The sequence below is a fragment of the Desulfomonile tiedjei DSM 6799 genome (genome assembly GCF_000266945.1).
In the GTDB taxonomy this organism is placed as follows: Bacteria; Desulfobacterota; Desulfomonilia; order Desulfomonilales; family Desulfomonilaceae; genus Desulfomonile; species Desulfomonile tiedjei.
In genome coordinates this window covers 4,483,615-4,510,265 of record NC_018025.1, presented here as the reverse complement: position 1 = coordinate 4,510,265, position 26,651 = coordinate 4,483,615, and the positions used below count along the sequence as shown (strand labels likewise).

18 protein-coding genes are annotated in these 26,651 nt (G+C 50.4%); 5 read left to right on the top strand and 13 right to left on the bottom strand.

What is annotated here, in order from left to right; translation table 11 throughout:
- Positions 1 to 166: 166 nt before the first annotated feature.
- From DESTI_RS19185 to DESTI_RS19165, 5 genes are all read right to left on the bottom strand, one after another.
- Positions 167 to 5,218 carry a pilus assembly protein gene (locus DESTI_RS19185; protein WP_014811628.1) on the bottom strand — a complete coding sequence of 1,684 codons (5,052 nt, stop codon included), beginning with the start codon at positions 5,216 to 5,218 and terminating at the stop codon, positions 167 to 169.
- The gene (locus DESTI_RS19180) at positions 5,211 to 5,663 is read right to left on the bottom strand and encodes a hypothetical protein (RefSeq protein ID WP_014811627.1); all 453 of its coding nucleotides are present in this window, start codon (positions 5,661 to 5,663) and stop codon (positions 5,211 to 5,213) included. The genes DESTI_RS19185 and DESTI_RS19180 overlap by 8 nt, the downstream gene beginning before the upstream one ends.
- Positions 5,664 to 6,382: 719 nt before the next feature.
- Positions 6,383 to 7,543, bottom strand: a complete 1,161-nt coding sequence (locus DESTI_RS19175) for a (Fe-S)-binding protein (protein ID WP_014811626.1) — start codon at positions 7,541 to 7,543, stop codon at positions 6,383 to 6,385.
- Positions 7,544 to 7,677: 134 nt separating this feature from the next.
- Complete coding sequence (locus tag DESTI_RS19170) at positions 7,678 to 9,816, bottom strand: FAD-dependent oxidoreductase (protein WP_014811625.1); 2,139 nt, start codon at positions 9,814 to 9,816, stop codon at positions 7,678 to 7,680.
- Between the two features lie 6 nt (positions 9,817 to 9,822).
- Entirely contained in the window at positions 9,823 to 11,079 is a 1,257-nt protein-coding gene (locus tag DESTI_RS19165; RefSeq protein ID WP_014811624.1) for a CoB--CoM heterodisulfide reductase iron-sulfur subunit A family protein, read from the bottom strand.
- Positions 11,080 to 11,587: 508 nt separating this feature from the next.
- Here DESTI_RS19165 and DESTI_RS30880 point away from each other — a divergent pair.
- From DESTI_RS30880 to DESTI_RS19145, 5 genes are all read left to right on the top strand, one after another.
- Complete coding sequence (locus DESTI_RS30880) at positions 11,588 to 11,731, top strand: hypothetical protein (protein WP_157212208.1); 144 nt, start codon at positions 11,588 to 11,590, stop codon at positions 11,729 to 11,731.
- A 188-nt stretch (positions 11,732 to 11,919) separates the two neighbouring features.
- A complete protein-coding gene (map, locus tag DESTI_RS19160) occupies positions 11,920 to 12,684 on the top strand; it encodes a type I methionyl aminopeptidase (protein ID WP_014811623.1) in 765 nt (254 codons plus the stop codon).
- Between the two features lie 144 nt (positions 12,685 to 12,828).
- Positions 12,829 to 14,325: a serine/threonine-protein kinase gene (locus DESTI_RS29145; protein WP_014811622.1), complete on the top strand. Its 1,497-nt coding sequence runs from the start codon at positions 12,829 to 12,831 to the stop codon at positions 14,323 to 14,325.
- 33 nt (positions 14,326 to 14,358) lie between these two features.
- Positions 14,359 to 15,693, top strand: coding sequence for a UDP-N-acetylmuramoyl-L-alanine--D-glutamate ligase (murD, locus tag DESTI_RS19150; RefSeq protein WP_014811621.1), 1,335 nt, complete (start codon positions 14,359 to 14,361; stop codon positions 15,691 to 15,693).
- 358 nt (positions 15,694 to 16,051) lie between these two features.
- A complete protein-coding gene (locus tag DESTI_RS19145; protein ID WP_014811620.1) occupies positions 16,052 to 16,510 on the top strand; it encodes a VOC family protein in 459 nt (152 codons plus the stop codon).
- A gap of 447 nt (positions 16,511 to 16,957) precedes the next feature.
- On the opposite strand, the gene DESTI_RS19140 is transcribed toward DESTI_RS19145, so the two are convergent.
- The 8 genes from DESTI_RS19140 to DESTI_RS19105 form a co-directional block, all read right to left on the bottom strand.
- Complete coding sequence (locus DESTI_RS19140; protein ID WP_014811619.1) at positions 16,958 to 17,146, bottom strand: hypothetical protein; 189 nt, start codon at positions 17,144 to 17,146, stop codon at positions 16,958 to 16,960.
- 601 nt (positions 17,147 to 17,747) lie between these two features.
- Positions 17,748 to 18,176, bottom strand: a complete 429-nt coding sequence (locus DESTI_RS19135) for a MerR family transcriptional regulator (RefSeq protein ID WP_014811617.1) — start codon at positions 18,174 to 18,176, stop codon at positions 17,748 to 17,750.
- Between the two features lie 106 nt (positions 18,177 to 18,282).
- Positions 18,283 to 20,682 (bottom strand): phenylalanine--tRNA ligase subunit beta, encoded by a 2,400-nt coding sequence (gene pheT, locus DESTI_RS19130; RefSeq protein ID WP_014811616.1) that lies wholly within the window; start codon positions 20,680 to 20,682, stop codon positions 18,283 to 18,285.
- Between the two features lie 11 nt (positions 20,683 to 20,693).
- Complete coding sequence (gene pheS, locus DESTI_RS19125) at positions 20,694 to 21,710, bottom strand: phenylalanine--tRNA ligase subunit alpha (RefSeq protein WP_014811615.1); 1,017 nt, start codon at positions 21,708 to 21,710, stop codon at positions 20,694 to 20,696.
- A 609-nt stretch (positions 21,711 to 22,319) separates the two neighbouring features.
- A complete protein-coding gene (gene rplT, locus DESTI_RS19120) occupies positions 22,320 to 22,679 on the bottom strand; it encodes a 50S ribosomal protein L20 (RefSeq protein WP_014811614.1) in 360 nt (119 codons plus the stop codon).
- 54 nt (positions 22,680 to 22,733) lie between these two features.
- Positions 22,734 to 22,931 (bottom strand): 50S ribosomal protein L35, encoded by a 198-nt coding sequence (gene rpmI, locus DESTI_RS19115; protein WP_014811613.1) that lies wholly within the window; start codon positions 22,929 to 22,931, stop codon positions 22,734 to 22,736.
- A gap of 125 nt (positions 22,932 to 23,056) precedes the next feature.
- The gene (locus tag DESTI_RS19110) at positions 23,057 to 24,868 is read right to left on the bottom strand and encodes an SGNH/GDSL hydrolase family protein (protein ID WP_014811612.1); all 1,812 of its coding nucleotides are present in this window, start codon (positions 24,866 to 24,868) and stop codon (positions 23,057 to 23,059) included.
- A gap of 673 nt (positions 24,869 to 25,541) precedes the next feature.
- Entirely contained in the window at positions 25,542 to 26,606 is a 1,065-nt protein-coding gene (locus tag DESTI_RS19105) for a hypothetical protein (protein ID WP_014811611.1), read from the bottom strand.
- Between the last annotated feature and the right edge of the window lie 45 nt (positions 26,607 to 26,651).

Genomic DNA, 26,651 nt, shown 5'->3' with positions numbered 1-26,651 from the left:
AAACGCATCTGTCGCGAAAACATTCGACTGATGCGGTTCTCGCTTGTCACCCCTTCCTACGCCGGCTGTCTTGGTCCTTGAGATAGAGACAAAAAAATGGGGAGTCATCCTGAGATTACTCCCCTGGCAAAAGGAAGCCACGAAGGGTCCGGGCAGAGGCCCGATCTTACCTCGCGCGCCAACCTCTGAACTGGAGCGGCTTGTTGTCACCGAGATCGACTTTGTACCTCTTTAGTGTGCCGTCACTCATTTGCACGATCACGTTCTCACCTCTGGAATCGAGAACCGGCCTACTAGGAACCCCGGTAACAGGCTCACCCGCCACATAGCCGGCGGGATTATCTACACCTCCCGGCCCGGGCACGGCAACCGTATCCAGGGTATCGAACGGATTGCCCTCCATCGCCTCACACATATAGTTGAAGGCGTAGAGTATACCTTTACCTGTGAACCCGCACGCATCGTGAGGCGGAGTGTATGTTGTAAAGAACACTGTTCCGCCTGCAAGCAACGGTTTACCGATGATTCTTTCTCCCGGTTTATCGGTGACCGAGTCGGTCGGGAAAATACAGTTATTCATGCTAGTTGTGCATGGGTGTCTCAAATCGTATATACACTTGTAACACGGCGAACTGCACGAACTCTGACAGCAATCCGCATCTGTTGCGTTTTTCATCCAATTGCAGTTGTTGTTGAAAGAGACGATGTTGTTGGGCAAACCGCACCTCGGGATGAATTGCACCCTGAAGTTTGTCGTGTGAGTCGAATCGTACACCTGATGAGAGTTTGTCGGATCAATGACCGGAAGGCCGTACGTCACTCCTCCGCTTGTTGTTATAATAGGATCTCTCAAGTTGTACAATGTCATCCTCGCAGTATCCTGTTTGTCGGAATCAGCTTCCATGACATCGTCGTACTTTCCGGTTCCGAAGATTACTCGGAGAGCCGGCATAGTCGACGTGTCAATTGGTTCCATACTTGCCACCGGTGATACTGTAATCGGCTGCAATCCGGATCGGTAATCGTCTGTGCCCAGGTCGTCACCCGAAATGGGCTTTGTAGGCCAGATTTCCACTTGCATCCCGAAATTCGAGTTTGTGGTGGTAGCATTCGGGAAACGATCGTCGAGATTAAACTTTATTCCGTACAGGTAACCGTTCATATCCCCGACGTATATTCGGTCTATGTAGCCGTCATCTCCGACAGTGTCATTTTCCTGATCCCAAATGTCGAGGCAGAGGGGATCCGACATTGCATAAGGAATCGTATTTGATCCGGCAGTCTTTACGTTGAAATTGTTGATGTTCTTGTTCAGCACTACAGGCCACACATACTCAAACAGGTTTTGGCCGGTTTCAATGTCCATCATGAGGAGGAAGGGCCAGAAGAGGGCGAGTTTGAAACGATCCATCGAAATCTGGGTAGGGGGAGTCCCGGGTCCAGGTATCGTTGTCGGCTCCGTAGCAAATGTCTTGTCAAAAATGTGAATTCCTCCACCCATGAATACTACGGCTCTTTTGTCGTTATCCTTATCCGTACCGGTGGTGAACTGGACATAATTGGAAGGTTGACCACCTCCAGTGACAGGATTTGGGTCGCCCACGTAGAATTTTACAGAAGGCGGAATTTTGACTTGTCCCAAATAGGGCTGTGACCAGGACATGGGAAGCAGTTTTATGCTCTCGTAAGCGTCACGAAATGGCACGTAGCATTTGAAGTCCCCTGGAGGGAGTGTACATTTTGCATCACATCCAGCTTCACACGTGGTCTGGCATGTCGTCTGCTCAGGAGTACAGAGATTGCGGCAGTACTTCTTGGACCAACCCCAGTCCCGGCAAGCATCGTAACAGGTGTTATATTCGGTAAGGCACGTGTTTTGACAATTACTCCTACATTGCTGGACACAATTTGGGTCGGTTCCCGAAGCTGCGGCCTCCACAACCACACGGTTCTTAAGAATCGAATATTCCCACAGCACATGCGGATCAAACGGATCGGTGATATCTATACCAAAGTATAGATCGCCTCCGCCTCGCTCTCCGCCAACGATTACCGTTCGCCAGCACCGGTCATTGTCGTCTTTTTCCGAGGCGCTGCAATACTTCTCGGATTTCATGTACACTTCCCAGGATCTCGCTGAGAGGTCCACCATGGTTCTGTGTTTGCATCCTGTGGAGCCGTAGGTCGGAGCTGCAAGTTCTTTTAATTCGGTCAGAAGATTGCTTGGAATGTAGGCCCAAATCTCTTTTCCGATTTGCCCATCCTCACTCCTTCTCACCTTCCAGTTGAGCCCATCCTCAGTTGTAGACATGAGAAACGCGTGGAGCATTCCATCATTTCCACCAACGTAGACCACTTTCGGCCGCTTTGATTGTTTATCTCTGTACTGAAGAAATTTGTTCACGTGCGGATCGCGCCGGGAAACATCACCGAGCCTAGGCGGTCCTACAATCACGGGAGTGGAATACACAATATCGCCCAGTTTCCATCCTTCGCGATCTCGTAGCAGGTCCTGAGATTCCCCTCTTACCCAGTTAATCAGGGCCAGCCTTTGGGCATCCGTATAGCTGCCGCTTTGAGCACCGTAGAGGTCATCTTTCGTGATGTTTGTGGTGTCAAACAGTTTTTGTTTTTTTGCCACAGGATCCCACGTGAAGATGTTCCTGCCCGCGGAGTCCACCGGAACATTGGAGGCAAGTATCTGGCCGCCGTCCCAGCAGTTTAACGAATTGATCTCGGTACACAATTTTCCCTGGTTTGCCGGTATTTCAAAATCGTAGACCTCTTTGTCGTCAACTGCGAAAGGAAAATATGCCTCGAGATGTCCTTTCCAAAGATAGGATCCGGATCTACCCTCTCGAGGATCTTCGGCTTCGAAAACCCCGCGTACGATGATATCCGAGGTACGGACTTCCTGCGAAACGGTGGCGACTGCGCTTGCCGCCCCTGTTCTTGCTGCAACGCCTTCCAGGATCTTTAGTAAAGCTTCTTCCAGTTTTCTTCCGTCGTCCGCTTCAAAGTAGTTGTCCGGCAATCCTTTCTGCTCTGTGGTACCGTCTTCATCTCTGTCCCAAACGGTATCCCATTCCTTGCAGTAACATTCATTATATGTTCCCGAAGGGTTACAGTTCGCTACGGGCCACGGTAAATCAGTCTTACTGTCAAAGTAATTTGATACATAGGTTACCGGGTACGGATAACCGGCCGTGGGATCGGGTGTGGGGCATCCTGCTGTTTTCGGAATGTCGGTGAACCCGCCGAACATGGCTATGGTTTTCATCGAATTGTAGCCCTGCACACTTTGCGAAAAGGCGAACACGGAATATACATCGGCATTCTGTTTACCAGCGAATTCCGAAGCAGTTCGAAGATCTTCAGTATGCATCTGTTTCGTTGGGAAAACCGGTTCCAACGATCCATTCCATTCACCGTCCGAGATGAGCAAAACGAAACTCTTCCTACAGGGTATCGGAATCGCATTGGACCCTGTAACGGCTCCATAATACGGGTCCTTAGCGGTTTTGGGTGCAATGAACGTACTATTGCTCTCCCCGCCCGAGTTGGCCTGCCTGAAATAGTCGTACGCTTCCCGCATTGCTTCTCCCGTAGGCGTCCCATAATAAGGATAAACCTGGGTGAAATCGAGTCCGTCACCGGACCCGACTCCTTCGAGTGCTTTGATCAGTCTGTCCATACTCTCGTTGTCGCACCCGACAAGAATCTTTCCCTCGTGACCGTTTACTCCTTTGTAGTACATGAATCCAAGCCTTACCCGGGAAAAGGACTGCTGAATAACGCCTTTTCGGGTGTCTTTGATTGTGCCTTCCGGTTCCAGCCTCACCCGCACGCGTGCCCATGGAATGGCTTCTATTTTGCTGCCCATCGCCCCAAGATGCTGGAATCCGGATAGTTGAAAGGCAGTCAAATGGACGTTGGATTTAATTGTGTAAGGTTTCTTGTAAGAGGTACTGGTGGAATTGTCATTGTACGAAGCACGGACGTAATAGGTGCCCGCGTTCAGGGTCGAGGATATCCTGGCCGTATTGCCGCTATTCGACGCAACCCTGTATGTGTCTCCGGTTCCATTATTATAAAGAGGCTGCGAATATATGGACAAATAATCATATCCCGGCCACGATCCATCAAGACTCATTATCACTTTGGTTTTCTTCGTTAACGTGAATGTCCATTCCTCAAAATACCTGTCCCCGTACCGGCTACCCGCAGCCGTCGATCCCGAGTATTGGCCGGTTATTGACATTATGAGATCGCGGTCGTTATCGCCGCTATCTTTATAGTAGGTGCCGGTACTATAGTTATCCGGATACGCGGCATTGGTCGTGGCTCCGCTTGTATTCACTATTCCGGCCGGCCTTATGTAAAAATCAGCCTTCAGATCTCCAGTGTCGCCGAATTTTCTCCGTGCACCCTGGCCCGTCAAGTAACAATAGTCATTGTCGCATACGGATCGTCCGCCAATAAGCGCCTTGAGTGCAGCATCGGTTCGCGAAGTGTTCACGAAATTGAGAATATTTCCGCTGACGCCCGTGGTGGATCCTGGAGCCAATGTCCCGTAAATTCGTTTGATTGCATATCCCACTGCCTTATCAGCTTTGCCGTTCCAGGGTCGGGCAATTTTGAAGCGAGAACCACTGACCTGGGTCACAGTGTAGGCATTCCCATTGAGACTCTTGTGACTTGTCAGGTCGTAAAAGGCGACGAGATCGTTCACCTGAAAATTGTGCCCGGCGGCTGTGAACCATATGGTGCCTGAGCCACCGTCCTGGGATTCGGCAGAAAAAGCGTATTGATTCACCGGCTGAGGATTGGCCAACCGAAAATATTCAGTGCTTGCCGATGCATCGGTCTCGTACACGTAATATTTATCCGATTCGAAGAGTCCGTAGTACGACGTCGACGGAGCGTATGTCTTAAGAACGCGAGGTTCGTCATCAGAGTCGACGTAATAGCAGTTTGCGACACCATTACTATAATAACTATTCTGGTACGCATCATCGTAATACGCGGGAAATTGCATACTCCCGGAATAGTCCATAACAATCATGACGTTCGGCTTCGGATTAGCCCCAACCACCGGAGGGACATTGCAGGAAGAATACTTCGCCCAGGAATCGCTCTGAACGCCTCCCATGATGAGGCATGCTGCTGTCGCCAGTGACAGGAAGAGCTTCACTCTAAGATAGGCCGCTTTAAGCATTTCTACTCTCCTTGTTCGGGAGCACGAGAATGACCACTTCATCGCCTTTGCGGCAGATGTAAACTTTGGAAAATTGTTTAATTTCGCTCAAAGTCATGTCTTTGTTTTCGGAATTCTTGATTGTCACTCTTTTTTCGGCGAGAAGGATCTCCACGTTCTGTGCTTTTCCTGTGAAGATTGTGAGGGAAGAAGGTCCAACCTTGCTCACCTGGACGGGGCCCTCGATAGAGTACCCGTGCTTCAACAGAAGCGTCAGAGCGGCCTCGAGCAGCGAGGCTGCGGCTGAGTCCTGCGGAGTTTGTGTCGAATTGTAGCCTGAGTCCGGGGTATTGTTCCGGTCCGGGGTTGCTGCTGTTAACGTGCTTGCAGTTACGCAAAGGAGAAGAACAACGAAAACCCAGATCCGGGCAAAAGAGATGCTTTGCAGCGCCCTTATTCCGTTCATTTTTTTACTCCACTCGGATTGCTCCGCACGAATGGAACTGTAGACGTAAGTACATTGTTGTTACTGGTACAGTTCGAATTACATCTAGCACCGGCAATTGCAGCAAGCTTTGATTTGGTTAAGAACGCGTAATTGAATCTACACAGTATGTGTTCACGAAGTAGCACCAAAAATTATGCATGGCTGTCAGAAGAGCGGTCCTCGCATAATTGATGGCAATACTCGACCTACTGGGAAAATCGGTCGACTATCCCTTTATTCGTGACGCGAATACTGATGTAGGAGAATCGGTAGGCAACCCATCCAGGGCGGCCTCTCATAACAAATCACAAACACATACAACCGGCAGCAGATGTCTCCGCATATATTGCCAATTAAGGGCTTATGTCTCGCATGACATAATCTGGGAGACATCAATACTGAACCGTTTAATGGACAGTAAGTGAGGTGCAATTCGATGTCAAGAAAAAAAATTGGCTCCGGGTCCGGTCTATTTTTCTGATCGGTTCTTCAGTAAATGGTTACATTTATTGAGAAACAAAGCATTGAGAGCGCGATCGTCACATTTTAACATTGAACAAAAGTACAGTATGACCAATTAAATACAATATTCGAAGAACAAAAATTGTTTAGAAGCAAACGTAAAAGGTAGAATTTTAATGGTAACCCGGGAAATCTCCGCAACGAGAGACTTCCCGGCATCCAATAAGAGATTAGACTTACAATTTTTCGGCTATGAGTTCGGAAAGATCGATCACGCGGAGCTGATCGGTTTTGCCCATAACATTACAGGAATCTTCCAGCATGGTGATGCAGTACGGGCAGGAGGTCACCAGAGTGTTCGCGCCTGAATCAACCGCATCTTGAATACGGAGTTCCGCGAACCGTTCGCCCGCTTTGGTTTCCATCCACACTCGGCCGCCCCCACCGCCGCAGCACACGCTATCTTTCTTGTTTCTGGAAAGCTCTTTCAGCTCTGCACCGGGAACCGCCTCGATCAACTGCCTAGGCGGGTCGTACACTTCACTGTGACGGCCAAGATAACATGGATCGTGCATGGCCACGGTTCCGGCTGCGTCTCCCTGGAGCTTCAGCTTCCCGCCTGCAAGCGCCTGAGCAAGTATTTCTGTGTAATGATACACTTCATACTCTCCGCCAAGCTCGGGATACTCGTTCTTGAACGTGTACAGGCAATGCGGGGAAGTAACGATGATCTTCTTCACGCCCTTGCTGTTGTACAGCTCGATGTTTGACTGTGCGAGCTTCTGGAAAAGCGCTTCATCGCCGATCTTACGGATGGATTCTCCGCAGCAGCTCTCTTCGTTCCCGATGATGCCGAAACTTATCCCTGCAGCGGTGAGCGCTTTGGCAACCGACTTGGCGATCTTCTGGCTGCGCATGTCGTAGCAGGAGGTGCAACATACCGACAGGAAATACTCGGTGCCTTCAGAAAAGGTCGGGACATCGATGTCCTTCGTCCAATCGATACGTTTGCCGCGATCGCCTGACCAGGGATTCCCCTGAGAATGGAGGCTTCCTGCAATGGGCTTCAGGCTTGGCGGAATCGTGCCGACCTCGGCCAGCATACCACGCATGCCCCTCACGTTACCGATAATGTCAACGCCACGAGGGCAACGATCCATGCACGCCCTGCAGGTGGTACAGGCGAACAGACAATTTTCGGATTCGAATCCTTCGAGACCGAGCTGTCCGAGTCGCTGAACCCACCGTATATTGAACTGCTCCGAAGCCTCGCCCGGCACAAGACGATATGGACACGTGCCGGTGCACAGACCGCATTGCATGCACCAGTACAGAGTGTCCGCTCCGGATGCCACAATCGCATCGCTCACTTCAAGAAAAGGTACTCGTGTTTCCATTCTGTTTTCCTGATTGGAACTCGTGGCGGAGGGGTGACCGGAACTGGGGATCTAATTTCCCTCTGTCCGGCAAAAGCCCGCCGCCTCGGTATTTTTAAGCCGTAACGGCCGTGGTTACTCGCTCGAATTGCCGCTCAGAATCCTTTGTACGGATTCGGCCCAAGTTCCTCCAGCTTGGCTGCGAACTCTTCCAGAATAGTCGGTATCTTGCCGTAATCATCAATGGCGATCTGCTCGAACCTGATGCGATCGGATTCCAGCACCAGCCGGTCCAAGGTTTCCTTGATTTTGCTCATTCTGGTGTTCGCAAGCTCACTGCCCTGGATGAAATGGCACTGGTAATCATCACCATATCGGCATCCGAACAGGACGATACCGTCAATTCCTTTCGAGAGCGCATCTGCGATCCATACGAGGTTCACGGATCCCAGACACCTGACCGGAATGAAGCGAACCCAGGGCGGATACTGAAGCTTGTTGATTCCAACCATGTCCAGCGCAGGATACGCGTCGTTCTCGCAAATGAGCCCTATCACTCGGGGTTTCTCGTCGTACTCGTCGGGCACGTTTATGGATTTGATCATGGAGCCGATCATATCCACGGAGTAGTTGTTGAAGGAGATAATGCGTTCCGGACATGACCCCATGCAGATTCCGCATCTTCGGCATCGGGTAGGATGCGGCAGAGGAGTCCCTTTGACGTCTTCGTTGTACATGCCGAACGGGCATTCCTCAGTGCAACGTTTGCACTGGGTACATCGCTGAATGAACAGCTCCGGATAGGACAAATCCCCGGCTCTCGGATGCACGGCTTTGCCCTGGGACACCATTTCTACGCACTGAATAGCTTTCAGAGCTGCACCAGCGCCGTCATTTGCAGAGCGGGTGGCAGTCATGGGCTGCCTTACGCAGCCTGCGGTATAAATGCCGGTTCGGCGGGTCTCATAGGGGAAGCAAACAAAATGGGAATCCGGAAAACCGTATTTGAGATCCGGTAATGCCGGACCCTGGCGATATTCCAGATTGAGAATCGGATCGTCCAATACGGCAGGCTGCATTCCTGTCGCCAAAACGATAAGATCGGCCTCCATCATGACAGGCTCGTTCAGCAACTCGTCCGTCGCTTCTATACTGAGCTTCCGTTCCGATCCTTCTGCTATGGCAATATTGGCGGTGTCGGTCTTGACAAATACCACACCGTCTTTCTGGACCTTTCGATAGAACTCTTCATGCTGTTCGGGAGTACGCATATCTTTGTAGAAAACGATGACTTTGTTCTCTTCATTCTGCTCTTTTACGTACTCCGCCTGTTTGAGTGACACCCTGCAGCAAACTGCACTGCAGTAAGGAAGGTGATTTTCGTCGCGTGAACCGGCACACTGCACAAACGCTACTACCGAAGGCTCCGAACCGTCAGACGGACAGGTGATCTTGCCGTTCTTGGCCATTTCTTCCATCTGCACGCTTGTGATCACATCCGGGAATTTGCCGTATGCGAGGTGCTCCAGCTTTGAAGGATCGTACGGCTTCCATCCTGCCGCCAGCACGATTGACCCGATTCTCTGAGTGCCTGCGCCGTTGCTCAGCGTGACGTCGAACATTCCGGGAGCGCCGCTGATCTTCTCTGTGGTGGTGCCGGTGAACACCGATATATTGGAATTCGCTTTGACACTATCTATGGTTTGCTGAACGGTAATTTCAGAAAGATCCTGGTAGGGTGCGCCAAGAGGTGTATTTTTGTACCAGGTGCTCATCTTTCCGCCGAGTTCCGGTTCCTTTTCGACGAGTTTTACCTGATAGCCTGCCCGAGCCGCCTCGAGCGCTGCCTGCATGCCACTCACACCGCCGCCGATGACCAGAATGGTTTTGTCCGTTTCCTCGATATAGGGTTTCGGCAGCGTGGTCTTCTCAACCTTGGTGATGCCCATGCGCATGTAGTCTTCAGCCATCATCTGGGTATCTTCTGCGCCTGCGGGCTGACACCATGCAACGTGTTCCCGAATATTCACTCTTTCGAGAATAGTGGTCATGGGATCGAAGGAGAAGACGTCGGTTTTGACTCGGCCTGAACACGCAGCGATAAGAACGCTGTTCACTTCTCCGGATTCAACATCCTTCTTTATGAGAGCGAGTCCTTCCTCGCCGCACAGCGCAGGATTGGATTCGCATTTCGCTATGGAAAATTCGTTGGCCACTGAGGAGAGGGCGTCCACGTCTATGGATTCTCCAATATTGCAGCCAGAGCAAATATAAACACCGATTTTCTGATCCATAAACATTTACCTCCCCATGCTGCACTGTAGCGCTTTAAGAGCCGCCGCTGTCGCGTCCTGCAGGGAAGCAGCCACCTCCATGGGCGCTTTCACACACCCTGCGGGTATTATTCCCGAAGAGCCGGATGCGGTGACGAATCCGAAATCATCGTATTCCATCTCGAGGGAGGGCTTCACGGAGGCTGTACCAGGGACCATGCCCACAGCCAGGACCGCGAGATCCACCTTCTGCTTCACCATTGCTCCACGCCCGATGTCTTCGCCTTCCACAATGACTCCGCCTGTTTCTGGGTCCGGAGTAATGCGGGCTATTTTGCTTTTGGTCAGGACGATATTTTCATCCTGTTTGACCTTGAGATAGAAATCCTCGTATTTTCCCATCGCTCGGACGTCTATATAGTAGATGAATGCATTTCCGTCAGATACTCGTTCCCGGAGATACGTGGCTTGTTTCAAGGAGGCCAGACAGCAAACGCCGGAACAGTATTTCAGATGGTTCTCATCTCGTGAACCTGCGCACTGCACAAAAGCAACGCTCTTTACTTCTTTCCCATCAGAAGGCCTCAGGAGTTTGCCGCCTGTGGGACCGCCGGGAGACACTAGACGTTCGAACATAACGCTGGTGATGACATTGGGGATACTTCCGAAACCGAGGTAATCCACGTTAGCAGCGTTGTACGGATCCCAGCCGGTGGCCCATACTACCGCTCCAACGTTGTAAGTCAGCGTGGTCGGCTGCATGGTAAGGTCAACTGCACCATAAGGACATGCTTCTGCGCATTTCGTTGCTTCATCCGTGCCGATGATTTCAGGAGCAATCATGTACTTGAACGGAAATGCCATTGCATGGGGCAAACGTGCGGCTTTCACATTATCCATGTCATAGTTCAAACCGTTCGGCACTTCGGTTTCACAGACTTCAGCACATTTTCCACATGCTGTGCAGTTGTCGTTTACATACCGCGGCTGAATTGCGACCGTCACTTCGTAATTTCCCGGTCCTCCGGAAATCGACTGCACTTCTGCAAGGGTGTGAAACGTAATGTTCGCATTCTGTTTAATGCGCCTGAAATTGATCTCCAGTCCGCAAGAAGGGGGGCACAGCTTGGGAAAATATTGATTAAGCTGAGCCACGCGGCCGCCGAGATACGGGTTTTTCTCTACAAGAACTACTTCCGCTCCGGTTTCGGCGGCTTCGATAGCTGCGGTCATTCCGCTTATCCCGCCACCTACGACCAGAATTTTTCGCTCTCCATCACCCATGGATTTACCTCCGTTAACTACTCAGGTGTGTTTGCTTCAGCCAAAGAAATGATCGCAAGAGTCTCCTCCAGCAAGAGTGCGGCTCCTGACCCGAAAGTGAGATTAAGCGGCCGGTCAGGGGCTTGTTACAGTAATTCTTTAATTGGAACACGAATGCAGTAACGGCAATCGTTTTGAGGCTAACCGCATCATAATCGCCTATTGAGGACCGGTTGTCAATTCCGATTCAGAATGATTTCACTATTTTCTCTATTATGAACAAAGAATCGGGTCGAATTTTCGACCGAAAAAAGGTTTCGTCCTAGGGTGCTTAACTGCTGCAATAATTTGTTCCGCAGGGGACTCTGAATAGAAGACATTCGTCCTGTCGGCCCATTGAAAAGTGAGATTACTTTTCACTGATACCTCAATGGGTTACGAATAAGGGTTGAATAAGATAAGGTTTTGTGTAATAATACGCAATGATACAGTTATTGGTTGATAAACAATCTAAGAAGTGGTCACAGCTATGGAAGAAGCAACCGAAATGCAGAGAGAGACATCTCAGGATGAGGATATCCATTTGATGTCGGAAGAAGTGGAAGCTGCCATCAGAGAGTTCATCCGCAGAATACAGGAATTGGAAACCCGGCTGCCATTTATAGACGAATAGGCATGGTTCATTGCGGTATGGCAGTGATTACCTTTAAGTAATCGGGACTGCCAGTGAGAAGTCTTTACTCATCGGCAGCGATGAGACTCTTCGAGCCGAAAATCGGAACGGGTTCTAGTTACGTGATGGAAAAATTCTGATATGCTTGCACGAAACATGTACTGAATGGCAGAGCGATGAAATCTGGTATGATAATTTTGAAAACACGCAAGGAAGTCGAAACGATGCGGGAACCGAATCGCATCGTTGCAGAGATTCTCCAGGCTATTGGAGAGGCGATACGTCCCGGCACTACTACTGGGGAACTTGATGATATTGCAACCAAGATGATCGAGCAAGCAAAGGCTGTTGCGGCATTCAAGGGGTATCGCATGCGGAATCAGACGCCTTACCCTGCTGCAATATGTTCATCGGTGAATGAAGAAATTGTGCACGGTATCCCCGGGCCTCGGGTTCTCGAAGAAGGAGATATCGTGGGAATCGATGTCGGCGTAGTGTTCAAAGGTTTTGTCGGAGACGCGGCAAAGACCTTCGCTGTGGGAGAGATTTCCCCACAAGCGAAGAAACTGTTGGAAGTGACAGAGCAGTCGCTGTACGAAGGAATCAGCATGGCAATAACCGGAAACAGACTGATGGACATTTCCGGTGCCATTCAGGAGTATGTAGAATCGCATGGATTCTCTGTGGTGCGGGATTTCGTGGGACATGGAATAGGCCGGAAAATGCATGAACCCCCTCAGATACCCAATTATCGAGGGCCCGGCTGGAATCCGCGACTCCAGGAAGGCATGGTCCTGGCTCTCGAACCCATGGTGAATCAAGGTACCTGGAGAATAAAGCTTTTGCAGGATGAATGGACGGCAGTAACCGCGGACGGAAAACTTTCTGCTCATTTCGAGCATTCCATTGCAGTAACGGATAACGGTCCGCTCATTCTGTCGAAAGTTTCGTAATTTTCTGGATCGCTTGGATACAATACGGTGTGATACCAATTTGCTTTCAAAGTTAAACGAAAATCCCCTCTAACCTGCCTTTATCAAAGGGTAAAATGGGGGGATTTTGAATGCAAATTGGTGTGAGAGGATTGTCCCGGCCATATGACTTCGGAACCGGATGCCACCAAACTGAAAAGAATAAAACGATACGACATTATCCGGCTGATAGGCGAGGGCGGTATGGGGAGGGTGTACCTTGCCAACGATAAGATCATCCGGAGACCGGTGGCTATAAAAGTGTTCACGATCATGTCCACGCCCGGCTCGGAAACCACCAAAGAAAAATTGATGAGGGATTTTTTCCTGGAGACGCAGACTGCCGGAGCACTCCTGCATCCGAATATTGTGGTCATTTACGACGTTGGGAAAAAAGGCGACCTGTTCTACATGGTGATGGAATTTGTGTACGGAAGGACCGTACTTGAGCACCAGCGCACATCACCCTTCAGCATGAAAAAATCCGTAGAGATCATCTACGAACTTGCTCTGGCTTTGGATTACGCACATTCCAAAGGAGTGGTTCATCGCGACATCAAGCCGGAAAACATTATTATGTCCGCACAGGGAATTCCCAAGATAACGGATTTCGGTATAGCCAGATTCCGGAAGCATCTGAAAGGACATCGTCGTCACGCTGTTGTCGGCTCGTCACGGTTTATGGCTCCGGAACAGGTTCTGAGAAGGGAACAGGATCATCGCGTCGATATTTACCAACTTGGAGTGGTGCTTTTCGAGCTTTTGACCAGGCAGTCTCCTTTCAAAGGGATCGATTCGGAATCCACTTTATCCAAGATCTGCACCGAAGTGCCACCACCACCGGGCAGGATCAACCCTGAAATACCCGAGCAGTTGGATCGCATCGTCTCCAAATGTCTTGAAAAGAATCCGAACAAACGGTACCCGAGAGCCAAAGACCTGGCCGATGACCTTGCGGCCTGTTTGAAGGCGGGGATTCATACCCTCATATCCCCCGATGACGAACTTGTGGAGAACTTGAAGAAATTCGAGTTGTTTTCTCTCTTTTCCGAAGAAGAAATCAGCGAGCTGGTGAAAGTAGGCGAGTTCGTCACCTGCCATGCGGGACAATACATCATTCGGGAAAATGAGACTGACTCCAACTTCTTCGTGCTCCTGGAAGGCAATGTGAAAGTCGTCAAGCAGTCCAGGATACTTACCGGATTCTTGCCTGGAGCGGTTTTCGGAGAAGTAGGTGCTTTTGCCAGACAGCAGCGATCTGCAGGAGTCGTCGCACAGGGAGATTGCAAACTGCTTCAGATAAACGCACTTCTTTTCAAGGAGTTGGACCCGCTCCTGCAACTCAAGATGTTGCACATTGTTCTCAGGAATATAGCTTCGCTGGTGATATCACTGGATGGCGAGCTCATGCAGCTTACCGACGGAAAAGGGCGAAGTGCCGCCCTACCTCTGGTGTGTCCATTATGCGGATTCAACAACAAAGCGCCCATTGAAATCTGCCCGCGTTGCGGCGTAATTCCTGCCAAATATCCCGAACCTCTAATGGTCAAGGAAAAGATTGTCACCAAAACCATATCCGATGATGAGGAGACCCAGGAATATCTTCCCCTCGACTTGCCTTGAATAATCTACTCTTCTCGAACAGGATGCTCACCAGTGTTCAATGCTCGCTCGTTTTTTCATGGTAAAAGGATCACGGTCATGGGACTCGGCCTCCTGGGTCGGGGCCTGAACGATACTCTTTTCTTGATTCAATGCGGTGCGCACGTTACCGTCACGGACCTCAAGACAGCCGATCAGCTCGCCCCATCGGTGGACAGGCTCAAGGGACTGCCTGTCACCCTTCATCTGGGAACTCACGTGGAAGAGGACTTTATCGATACTGATATGGTCCTTCGCAATGCCGATGTTCCGCGCTCATCTCGTTTTCTGAAGATAGCTGAAGAGCACAATATTCCCGTAGAGATGGATGAAAGCCTTTTTTGTAAGCATTTCAAGGGCAAAGTGGTGGGTATAACCGGGACCCGGGGCAAAACGACAACCACCACGTTGATCCACAAGATTCTCTCCCAAGCAGGAAGAAAGGCTCACCTTGCAGGGAATATTCTCGGGCAGGCTACGCTCCCGCTTCTCGAGCATGCCACTCCTGATGACATGGTGGTGCTGGAGCTTTCCAGTTGGCAGCTCCAGGGATTCCACGATGCTGCACTGTCTCCGTCTGCGTCGGTTTTCACGAATGTATATCCGGATCACCTGAACCGATACGCTGGTATGCACGATTACATCCAGGATAAGAAAGCAGTGTACGCTTATCAGAAGAACGATGATTTCTGTGCATTCAATGGAGACCAGGACGAGACAGTCGCGCTCGCGAAGGAAGCTCCTGCGGGCGTGAAATTTTTCAGAGTAGAAGATGTGCCTCGCGAATGGGCGGTTCGATTACCTGGTACGCACAACCGTCAGAACATAGCGGCTGCCGCTGTTCTGTGCCGCAATCTGGGGATCGAAGAGGGCGTCATTCGAAGGACTGTTGAGGAATTTGGCGGAGTCGAACACCGGCTCCAGTGGGTTGCGGAAAAAAACGGTGTCTCGTTCGTCAACGATTCCACGAGCACCACTCCTGTAGCAGGTTGTGCTGCTTTGCGCTCCATGGAAGGAAGACGAATATTCCTGATTGCAGGCGGTTCGGACAAAAAATTGGACCTGAGCGCTTTTGCCGCGGAAGCAGCATCCCGCGCTCACAGGATAGCTCTGCTGGAAGGAAACGGAACGGAGAAGCTCAGCCGCGGCATTGAAGATTCAGGGGGCGCTGCAAAGCTCCTGGGCCCCTTTCAGAATCTGAAGTCAGCGGTGTACGGCCTAATGTCGGAAGCTCGGGCCGGAGACGTGATTCTTCTTTCCCCGGGATGTGCATCATTCGGTATGTTTCAGAATGAATACCACCGGGGAGAGACCTTTCTCCGAATTGTGAAAGAGATAATCGAATCCTGATACGGATTCGCCTTCATGAACCCTAATTTGGCCTGCACGGAGGTCAACCGCCACCAGCCTTAGTAGGGTCCGGCGTCCCTGCCGGCCCGAACTGGTTGATTTGTATTTGAAAAATGTGCCGGCACGGAGGCACGGCACCTACCAATGCCGAGAAGTGCTTTTCGTAATTGGGCACTGTTTTATACATTTTGCTACAAGACAGCGAAAGACTGGAGTGTCCTGAGCGGAGTGATTAGACGGCTTTGCGTCGTCCGGAGCGAAGGATACTTCCAGTCTCCCAGATTACAAAAAGAAAAGCGAATTGGCATGACATGTGATGCCGGATCATTGTGCCGGTCATACGACTGAGGAGGTAATGATGAAAATCAACAAAATCGACCACATCTGCATAGCAGTGAAGAATCTGGAAGAGGCTCGCAAGGTGTGGGAACCATTTTTGGGCAAAGATAAGCCTGACGACGCCTATGTGGATGAACTGGAAAAAATCAGAGTGGCTCGTTATTTGGTCGGAGAAGTAGGCTTTGAACTTATGGAATCAACAACCCCCGATGGTGAGGTTGCCAGGTTCATCGAAAAACGAGGGGAGGGCATAATGCTCATAAGCTTCAATGTGGATAATACACGTGAAGCTGTCAAAGATCTCCAGGGCAAAGGCTATCCGTTCATACCGGATTCTCATGGCGAGATTGCACGTCCGTTTCGCGACTGCGAGTTCTCATTCATACATCCTAAAAAACTGAACGGGGTGTTGACCGAAATCATTGATTATAAGTGGGACGAGGCTATACCGATTCTCGAAAGTAATCACGGATTGTGAAGAGCAGTTCCCAGCAATTGGTAGCGCCGGCCTCCGTGCCGGCGAACAATTCACCAAACAAAGCAATAAGTTATCGCCGGCAGGGACGCCGGCGCTACTGATTCTTCCCATTGCAGGCATTGGATTCCGTCAAGACTTTCGATAACAGCTATAAGTAAAATTCTCGGAAGAAGTTGTTACAAAGACTCCCTCGACGATTCACATTGTAAATGCAAAACTTTATCGCACCTTTTGGGATGGTAGCGAACGATTTGACGGACTGATACAAACTTGCGATCAAGACAGGTCTTATTTTTGGGTGCCACTGATCTGCGCAGTCAGATCAATGCGCATCTTGAATGCAAAATCGTATAATTGCCTTGGCTACAGCAAGAATGTGAATGTTTGAGTAAGAAATCCGCCGCGAGAAATTGTTCGCGGCTGGATCGAGTGACAAGGAGAGAAAAGCTACTTTGTTCCAGCTTCCAGTGTGCATTTGGAAAAATCGATCGGCTGTTTGCAGCCGGAGCACACATGAGATTTCTCGAATTCATCGGAGAAGATCTCTTTTTCTTTACCGCAATTGGGACATTTGCACATAAAGGAAGAAAGGTTCTTGTGAGCTTCAAAACCTGGACAGTGAGTAGGTGTGCTCATAGGGGGCCTCCTTTTTTTGTAATGGTTGGCTAAGAACAAATGCTGGAACCAATTATTCCCACTATAAGGCAGCAGAAAGCTCGGAGCAATAGAAAACCTCGGGTTCATGCAAGTATGATCGAACCAGGACGGATCGGGTCAATGAAAATGGTGATTGCAGATCAGAGAAGAGAGAAAGCGAACTAACGATCAGGAAGAACGTGAGTATAGCGCCTGCTGAAAATTCTGACATTGTCCCATGCTCCAACAGAAGCTACAGGTGGGGACCGGCGTCCCTGCCGGTCCATTATGTTGATATCATTGATCATGTTGAAGATGTGCCGGCGCGGAGGCACGGCGCCCACCAACATTCCTAACCTTCAATCGGTCATTAATTTGGGGCAACTGGTATAGAGACTTCGTCTCGCCGATTGAAGGTTATTGGTCGAGCAAGATCTGAAATTCCGTGCAGATTATCGGGAACAGAGCTCTTTCTGTGATGGGAATGCAAGACAGCCGAGATTTCAGCCCGGTTGGTTAGACGAGAAAAGGATCGTGCTCCGCACAATCCTCTCGTCCGATTGGCTGAAAAGAAGACGCTTCTTGTGCCGTCGTGACCAGCCTAGCCTTCCAAAATCGATCTGAGTTCCTTGAGTTCCTTCTTGATCTCAATGAGAATCTCTCTGTAATCCGAATGTTCCATTGAAGGCGAGTTGTCGTTCTTCGCCTCGGAATTGTCGGATTCATCCTTGGTTTTTATTGCTTTGGCAGGCTTCTTGGCTTTCTTTTCGGCTGATGTCTGCTTCTTCATTTCTTGGAGCCGTTTTTTAGCACCGGCTATGGTGAATTTCTCATCATAGAGCAGATGCTTGATCTCCATGAGCAGCTCGAGATCTTTCTTGTGATACAGGCGCTGCCTGGCACGAGTCCTTGTCGGCTTCAGGATCTTGAATTCAGACTCCCAATACCTCAGGACATACGGCTCAACATCCAAAATTTCACTGACTTCGCCAATCTTAAAATACTGCTTCTCGGGAATCGCGACAGTCATAATTCGACCACCCCTCAAAATGAGAATCCTATCCGACTGGATTCCAATCCGAGGCTTCGCCGGTTGCCATATTGACGCCTAACTTTCAACGTGGCAGCCTGATGTGTCATTCCCTCATTGCTGCTCCCACCTCATTCTTGAGAGCGTCTGCAATGCGAGAATGTACCTCCTGGACATCCTCATCGGTCAGAGTTCGATCCTCAGACTGGTACCTTACCCGGAAGGCCATGCTCTGATACCCCTCAGGGATCGATTCTCCTTTATACAAATCAAATAAGACGACGGAAGCAATGATATCATGGCCCAAACGTGAAATCAAGCGCTTAATGACATCCCCTGAAACTTTTTCTTCAACGATGAATGATAAATCCCTCTCTATAAAAGGGTAGCGAGGGAGCGGAGTGAAAAGCCTTTCCTTGCGCATTTGAACAAACAGAGGCTCCAGCAGAATCTCAAACATGTAGATTCCTATCTCAAATCCGTGCTCACGTGCCTTTATTGGTGATAATTCACCTACATAGCCTATGTTACAACCATCTAACATGAGGTCCGCGGACTTCCCCGGATGCATAAAACTCACCTTGGAAGGAGTAAACTGAACGTCGTGCACGGACAGTCCGTCGAGAAGGTTTTCCAGCGCGCCTTTCACGTCATAGAAATCGACGGTCTCGTTCCGGGGCATGTTCCACAGGTCGGGATACCGGGACCCTGTTGCGAGACCCGCGAGCCTCAGGTCTTCTCGGGGAAGCTCACGGCCCGGGACGGAAGTAAAAGTCTTGCCGCACTCATAGATTTTCAAGTCTTCCCATCTGAAATTGATGTTTCGCTTCGCGACTGACAAGAGACCCGGAATGAGACTGGTCCTCATGACCACGGCATCTTCCGTGAGAGGGTTAATAAGAGCAAGTTCACTACTGGAATCCTGAACAAACTCGGTGCCCGCTTGCCGTGACACAAAAGACATCGTGATCACCTCGGAGTAGCCCGAAGCATTCATCAAAGACTTGGTAGTCTGTATCTTTCGATGGTTCTCACGGGTCAGGTCCGCGGAAGACTGAGTAGCCGCAAGAGTGAGCGGGATATTCTGAAAACCGAATACCCTAGCCACTTCTTCCGCCATGTCGACTTCACGTTCCAGATCCCATCTCCAGGATGGCGGAAGAGCTGTGAGTGACTCTTCAGTGGCATTCTCTATGCCGATTCCGAGACGTTTCAGGTAATCGGCCATACTGATCCCATCCAGGTCGGTTCCGAGCAGGCTGTTGGTCTTCGCAACTCCTACGCAGACCGGCGGCCTGGAGATCGGTACCGGATAAACATCGAGATAGCCGGACAGAACTGTCCCGCCTGCAAGCTTCTGAATGAGGTGGGTAACCCGATGCGCCGCCCAGAGCGTGCCATCGGGATCGATGCCGCGCTCGAACCGGTAGGAAGCTTCCGTGGACATGCCGAGCGCTTTGGCAGTCCTTCTGATTCCGAACCGCTCGAAACACGCACTCTCGATCAATACGGTGGACGTCGTGTCGTTGATCTCCGAATTCAACCCTCCCATGATACCGGCAAGAGCAACAGACCTTTTACCGTCCCTGATCATGAGTGCATTTTCCGGCAGCTTGCGCTCCGCTCCGTCCAGGGTAGTAAACGTTTCACCCGGGTCGCAGCGCTTGACCACGATCTTCCCGTCTTCGAGAAGAGAAAAATCAAATGCATGGAGAGGTTGACCGCACTCCAAAAGGATCAGGTTCGTAGCATCCACAACATTGGAAATCGCCCTGACTCCGGAACGCGCCAGTCTTAAACGCACCTCAAAAGGTGAGGGCCCTATCTTGATCCCCTCTATGAGACGGGCGACGTATCTGGGGCACAGATCAGTGTCCGGCACCTCGATGGACGCCTTCGTTCCGATCGGGACTGAACTCTCATCAAGATCGAATTCGGGTATTCTCCACGGGACCCCCAAAAGAGCGGCCACTTCACGTGCAGTGCCGAGGATGGAGAGACAGTCTCCCCTGTTGGGGGTTACGGACGTTTCGAGTATGCAATCTTCGATGTACGGAAACGCTTGGGGCAAAGGCACACCTGAGGAAACTTCCCCATCGAATACCAGAATACCGGATGCATCCTCGCCCAATCCAAGTTCTTTTTCGGAGCAGAGCATTCCCGGCGACGATACGCCCTTGATCTCGCGTTCCACAATCTCCAGGCCTGAAGGAAGCACTACGCCTGGCCCTGCATAGGGAACCGTCTGGTCCACTGCAATATTGGGAGCGCCACAGACGACCCGCACTGTTTTTTGCCCGAGCTCGATATCAGCAAGGCTCAGTTTGTCGGCATGAGGATGCTTCTCAATATGGACGATCCGCGCAGTGAGGATTCCTTCCAGTCCTTGCCCGACCGGTTTAATGCCTTCTACTTCGATTCCTCCCATTGTCAACAGGTCTGCGATCCGTTCAGGGGAGAGATCGAAATCAACGAATTCTTTAAGCCATTTGAAACTGACCAGCATGGGAATCCTCCTCAGAATTGGGTAAGAAAGCGCATGTCGTTGTCGTAGAACGTCCTGATGTCAGGAATGCCATACTTCAACATGGCAACTCTTTCGATACCCATCCCGAACGCAAAACCGGTATATATGTCAGCATCGTAATTGACGAACTTGTAGAGCTCCGGGTCCACCATTCCCGAACCGAGTATTTCGAGCCACCCTGTTTGTGAACAGGTTCTGCAACCGCTGCCGCCGCAAATCACGCACTGAATGTCCACTTCTGCAGACGGTTCGGTAAACGGGAAGAAGCTGGGCCTGAAACGCAGCCCGATTCCCTTTCCGAAGTACACATGCACGAATTCCGTGAGGACTCCCTTGAGATCGGACAGGGATATGCCTTTGTCCACCCAAAGTCCTTCAATCTGCATGAACATGGGCGAATGCGTGATATCAGCATCTCTTCTGTACACTTTTCCCGGGCAGATGACCCGTACCGGAGGTTTCTGTTTTTCCATGGTCCGGATCTGAACGGGAGAAGTGTGAGTTCTGAGGACAACATTATCGGAAAAATAAAAGGTGTCCTGCATATCTCTCGCGGGATGATCCCGAGGAATATTCAGCGCCTCGAAATTGTAGTAGTCCAGCTCGACTTCCGGACCTTCCGCCAATTGGAAACCGAGCCCTGCAAATACTTCGATAAGCTCGTCTGCGACCCTGTTGAGTATATGAGTTCTGCCTGGGATGAATCGTCGCCCAGGCAGAGTTATGTCCACGAATTCCGTCGCCAGCTTGGCGCTTTCCGCCTTTTGTTGAAGCGCAGTCTCTGCACGATCGAAAAGGGTTTCGAGCTCCGCTTTGATTTTGTTCGCAAGCTGCCCCACCTGGCCTCGTTCATCGGGAGCCAGATCTTTCAGGCTGCGAAGTATGCTCGTCAGTTCACCCTTCCGGCCAAGCAGGCGAGTACGGATTTCCGAGAGTATCCGTTGATCCTTTGTGTCGGATATGAGTTCCGCGGCTTTGGACCTGAGGTTTTCGAGTTGTTGTTTCATGATCCCTCTCATCGTAAGATTTGGGGAGCCTTTTTTGTAAAAGAGTCTCCCCAAACCCCTCCAAAGAACTTTCAACACTTCGTCTGAGTTGTTGTTTTTTCGACTGAAAAAACAACAACTCAGACGAATGCTACAAGTTCTTCGGAAGAGGTTCGATCCCGTAAAACTATGTTAAGATCTCGCTTCAGCGGGACCTGAACATTCCTTCTTCGATTACCAATCGGTATGATACGGTTTCAGAGGCACAGTAATAATCTTGCACAAAGACGCCGGCAATAAGCCACAAAAAAAGCGGCCAAAAAAGACCGCTGTTCGTCCGCAGGAATTTGTCTCCCGAAGCGGATGGCTGCTGCGGATGTTTAATACCAATTCGCTTTCAAAGCAGTAATATCCCGGGAACCTTTTTTGTAAAAAAGGTTCCCGTCCCCTCCAAAAAACTTTTAGCACTCGCCTAAGCATAGAGTTTTTCTATTGAAAAACTCTATGCTTAGGCGAATATTAAAAGTTCTTGGGAAGGGCCTGGGAAACACTTCTTACAAGAAGGGTTTCCCAGATGTTATCTCTTTGATTGCGAATGCGTATTAGATCCGCTCCAGGAAAACGGAGTCCCTAAACTTCCAGCGCTGCTTTGGCCTGCTGAACTATCGCGGAAAAAGCCGCGGGCTCCATCACTGCGAGGTCCGCGAGCACTTTTCTGTCCAGAGCTACTTGCGCTTTCTTCAGGCCTTCGATGAAACGATTGTATGAGAGGCCGTTCTGTCTGACCCCGGCGCTGATTCTGATGATCCAGAGTCGGCGAAAATCGCGTTTTCTCTGTCTTCGATCGCGATATGCGTAACACCAGGCGCGTTCAACGGTCTCTTTGGCCTGTTTCAGGGTTCTGCTACGGCCGCCAAAGTATCCTTTCGCTGCCTTCATAATCTTTTTACGTCTAGCCCTACTGGCGGGCGAACTGCGTGCTCTCGGCATTCTTGGCTCCTTCTCGGTAAAACCGCCGCATCTTAATCGGCGAGAGAGTATTTTCTATCCGTAGGGCAGAAGTCGGTGAATCTGCTTTAGATTCGTGTCGTCAATGTACCCGGCGCCTCTCAGATTTCTTTTCTGCTTTGTCGATTTGCTCGTCAAAATATGGCTGTGGTAAGCTTTCTTTCGCTTGACTTTACCACTCTTGAGAATCGTGAACCTCTTGGCGGCCCCGCGGTTGCTCTTGATTTTCGGCATACTGGAACTCCATTCTTGGAATCGACCCCGTCGGGCCGCAGCATACAATATTAAACTTTTATTTATACTCCACTCAACCCGGCTTGACAAATATTTTCGCTCAAAAAAAATCATTTTTTTCCGGATTACCGGAAAACACTGAGCTGTCTTAATCGGATCGGCTTGGCTGCATCGTCGCCGGATTGACTGTACCTGATGTATCTAGCCTGGCTTTCACGATTCGCGTAATGTTCGTATCCCGGCCATTGATCGTAATTATCCGTTACCGTATCTGTGGCCTTCATCCATGGTTCCCACTGTTTTCCATCACTGGAGATTTCCATAGCCCACTGTTTGGGTACAGATTTTTCATCGCCCCAGACAATTCTCATCCTGGACAGCGGCGCTGTTTCTCCTATGTCCATGACGACTGCCGCGGATCCGCCACCGGGCGAGACTTCCAGGACCTCGGACCCCGGGTATCCCTTGAGGATCTGCAGACCGCGATCTGCGGGGCGGTCGTTCACCAGAATAGTGGCGGTTCTCGCATAATCCTTGAAATAGGAATCCGATGGATTTTTCAATGCGTCATCGGGATTCAGGGGAAGTCCAAGCACGGTTGTCTTCACCCGGTTCACCAGTTCTTTGGCTAGAATGTAATTAGCCCCGTTGGTAAGATGGCACCAATCGGTGAAGACCCATTCACTGACGTTGTCGTAAATCCCGGTGAGGTCAGCGACTTCAAAGCCTACCTCATTGCCACGCTTCTTCATGCTATCTACGAATACGTCGTAGGTTTCTGCAGCATCGTAGAAGCCGATCTTCTGCATGCCGGTAACCTGTTCTATTTTCTCCTCCATGGGAGTGCGTTTCTTTTTGCAGTTGCGAAACATCGGTTGCAGCGCAAACACATGGGGCACTTTGTCAGACTGAAGCGTGGAATGGTATATGGCCATGACGTCTGCGACCTGGCGAATATTGCGGTTCCGATACTCGATCATCTCTGGGGTTGCATCCTGTGGATGAGCCGAAAATCCTCTATTCTCCATGAGAATTCCGGGGCCTTCACCCTCTTTCATTGCGAGCCAGGTAAAGAGATACGTATTTCGTTTGAGCCACAGAGTCACATAATTCACGAGACCTTTGGAGCCCATATCCATGACATCCGTGATGACTTCATAGTAAGGGCCTTCGGTGAAGTAATTCCAGTCCTTGAGCGGCCTTGCCACCGTATGGACTTCATTCGCACCATCGAGGGCAATTACGAGATCAGGCTTGAAAAGACGCAGCTTGGCCAGGTACCGCATGAGATTGTTTTGATACACGTATCCCGGTACTCCGGCATTTATCACGCGGACCTTTTTTCCGCCGATTTTCGCCTTGATATCGGGATCCGCGTTCATGATCTGCTCTATTACGTGGGGAATGGTCCACCGAAACGTCACTTCGTAAAAATCCGCGACTACATCAGCCGGAGGCACCGGCCCGCGACCGTACACCACGGAACCGCCGGTAACGATGACCCTGTATTCGTCAGCAGGTTTGTCCTGAGGGACATCGTCGAAATCTTTGAAACTCTCATCATTGATATATTCATAAGAATTGCCCAGGCGCGTGTTGCGAACAGCAACGAAACCCGGCGTCGGCTCATACCCGTACTGAGGAGCTACTTTTTGCGAACTTTGACGCGCCTGATCCAGATCTCTTCCCTTGTACGCTTCTCCCAAGGGAGAAGATTTGATCTTGAGGTAAGCATAGTATTCGACCGCGGCCAGGGCCCCGAGCACAATAGCAGTAAGAAACCCTATGTACAGGCAAAGGAAAAAGAATCGCAGCAATCTCCGTCCGAAATTCGGGGTGGTCGGACGGGAAGTGGAAGTGACATCTACGCTATCGCGCTGTCCGGAATTAGATTTTTCGTCCACTGACTGGAGCGTGGACCGATCGGATTGACTCATCAAATCCTCCGGGGGTGTTTCCGCAGGTTTCCCCGCTTCAAAAGAATAACCCTTATTATTACCGAATATGAGCAATTATTGAAAGGAGTTTCCGGATAACCATCGTTCAGATGAAGTCATTGCTCCCGATTCCGTCAAAAAATCCCATAATTTAAGGTTGTTCACCACGAGCTCGTAGATGACGGTCTTGCGCCGATCAATGTACTCAAAGAATAGTATTATGCCGATTCGCTTTTCTTTTTATAATCCGGGAGGCTGGAGGTATCCTTCGCTCCAGACGACGCAAAGTCGTCCGATCACTCCGCTCAGGACACTCCAGCCTTCGCTGTCTTACCTTCATAACTGCGAAGATGGTAATAGCTACGTATCGATAAGGCCATTAGCTCATCCCATACCACACGACCCGTCGGACTGACAATGATGATTACCGGAATCTCCAACCGACTCTCGACTGAACCGAGGATATAATCGAAAAAAAAAGCCCGACCGATAGGGTCGAGCTGGGAGACACCGTCAGACGGCCGGGCTCACTAAAAAGGAATGCCGGTGAAATGAGAGTGCTAGCGTATCCCCCGTCCTATAGCTTCAGGGCCGTTGCAATTGAGAGTGGGGAAGCCCCGAAGGTGACGATGGTAATCCTCTTTTCCACCGGCCGGACACAAACCCAGAGAGATCAGAAGATGAATCCGAGTTCCGCGTAACCGCCTTCCAGCGAATTCTTGAAGTAGTACTCGTTTACTGTTTTCTTGAGCTCCACGATTCGGTAACCTCCCTTGACGAAGCCCCAGCGTCCTGCGTTCAAGGGAATGGAGTATCTGGCTCCTGCCTGGATGTCGTATCCTTCTGCATCGTCCAGAAAGATGACACTAGCTTTGGAGTCACACGAGAGGGTCGCTCCGTTTGCAGCAGTTTTCAGGCAGCGCTGCAGTTCGATGCCTGCTATCCCGCAATCCATGGATTTGCTGAAAGTCTGCGTGTAATTTCCGCAATACCAGCAGTTCACGCCGATCTTGTCGTCAGCATGCATCCATCCAGCAAAGATGCTCACATTTGCGGAACAGCTTTTCACTGCATCATACGCCAGCCCGATTCGCTGATACGTATGCTCCCATTTGGTACTGAGGGGCTGCCCATAACTGTAGAAGTAGTTTCCGAACCAAAAACCGTAAGTGTTCCACGCAGGCCAGCCGCCGCCATTGATTTCGTCGGTTAATACCGAGTACCTGATGGACCAGGTAGGGCTGAACTGGTACTTTGCGTTGAACTCTACGAATACGTTGTGTGCAGGCAATTGGAGATCGTCGTTCAAATCGACGTCTCGCTGCCAGCCACTGTAACCGCCCCACATCCAGTTGTTCCTGGGCCACTGAATAGACCCTTTGGATCTGGCAAAGAACGCCTGGACGCTGAGTTCCCACTGACGTGGACGCGGCTGCGGCAAAATGCACGGTGGAGCGAATACTCCGGGATAGGGAGCGCACAGAGGCTGTTTCACCTTTGTGATTCCCACGGGTGGACATCCTAAAACGGCCATGCCCTGAGCGGTAACTGCTCTTACTTTAGCAGGCTTGGCAGACGTTCTTTGGACCACAGGAGAAGGAGGGCCACCGACCTGATTGGGTCTCAAAAGGACCTCTAATGATTCATCAGGTGCAGAAGCCCAGGCGGCAGAGATGAAAATGGTTGACAGGAAAATGCATAGACATACCAACGGCGTAGAAGGTATTCTTCTCAACATACCCTTCCTCCCAGCTCGAAATGTTGAAGATCCCTTTAATAGGAA

What these genes read in the sequence shown, in the direction of transcription:
- DESTI_RS19185 (WP_014811628.1), bottom strand. Translation starts at nt 5,218, where the DNA reads ATGCTTAAAGCGGCCTATCTTAGAGTGAAGCTCTTCCTGTCACTGGCG.
- DESTI_RS19180 (WP_014811627.1), bottom strand. Translation starts at nt 5,663, where the DNA reads ATGAACGGAATAAGGGCGCTGCAAAGCATCTCTTTTGCCCGGATCTGG.
- DESTI_RS19175 (WP_014811626.1), bottom strand. Translation starts at nt 7,543, where the DNA reads ATGGAAACACGAGTACCTTTTCTTGAAGTGAGCGATGCGATTGTGGCA.
- DESTI_RS19170 (WP_014811625.1), bottom strand. Translation starts at nt 9,816, where the DNA reads ATGGATCAGAAAATCGGTGTTTATATTTGCTCTGGCTGCAATATTGGA.
- DESTI_RS19165 (WP_014811624.1), bottom strand. Translation starts at nt 11,079, where the DNA reads ATGGGTGATGGAGAGCGAAAAATTCTGGTCGTAGGTGGCGGGATAAGC.
- DESTI_RS30880 (WP_157212208.1), top strand. Translation starts at nt 11,588, where the DNA reads ATGGAAGAAGCAACCGAAATGCAGAGAGAGACATCTCAGGATGAGGAT.
- map (WP_014811623.1), top strand. Translation starts at nt 11,920, where the DNA reads ATGATAATTTTGAAAACACGCAAGGAAGTCGAAACGATGCGGGAACCG.
- DESTI_RS29145 (WP_014811622.1), top strand. Translation starts at nt 12,829, where the DNA reads ATGACTTCGGAACCGGATGCCACCAAACTGAAAAGAATAAAACGATAC.
- DESTI_RS19145 (WP_014811620.1), top strand. Translation starts at nt 16,052, where the DNA reads ATGAAAATCAACAAAATCGACCACATCTGCATAGCAGTGAAGAATCTG.
- DESTI_RS19140 (WP_014811619.1), bottom strand. Translation starts at nt 17,146, where the DNA reads ATGAGCACACCTACTCACTGTCCAGGTTTTGAAGCTCACAAGAACCTT.
- DESTI_RS19135 (WP_014811617.1), bottom strand. Translation starts at nt 18,176, where the DNA reads ATGACTGTCGCGATTCCCGAGAAGCAGTATTTTAAGATTGGCGAAGTC.
- pheT (WP_014811616.1), bottom strand. Translation starts at nt 20,682, where the DNA reads ATGCTGGTCAGTTTCAAATGGCTTAAAGAATTCGTTGATTTCGATCTC.
- pheS (WP_014811615.1), bottom strand. Translation starts at nt 21,710, where the DNA reads ATGAAACAACAACTCGAAAACCTCAGGTCCAAAGCCGCGGAACTCATA.
- rplT (WP_014811614.1), bottom strand. Translation starts at nt 22,679, where the DNA reads ATGCCGAGAGCACGCAGTTCGCCCGCCAGTAGGGCTAGACGTAAAAAG.
- rpmI (WP_014811613.1), bottom strand. Translation starts at nt 22,931, where the DNA reads ATGCCGAAAATCAAGAGCAACCGCGGGGCCGCCAAGAGGTTCACGATT.
- DESTI_RS19110 (WP_014811612.1), bottom strand. Translation starts at nt 24,868, where the DNA reads ATGAGTCAATCCGATCGGTCCACGCTCCAGTCAGTGGACGAAAAATCT.
- DESTI_RS19105 (WP_014811611.1), bottom strand. Translation starts at nt 26,606, where the DNA reads ATGTTGAGAAGAATACCTTCTACGCCGTTGGTATGTCTATGCATTTTC.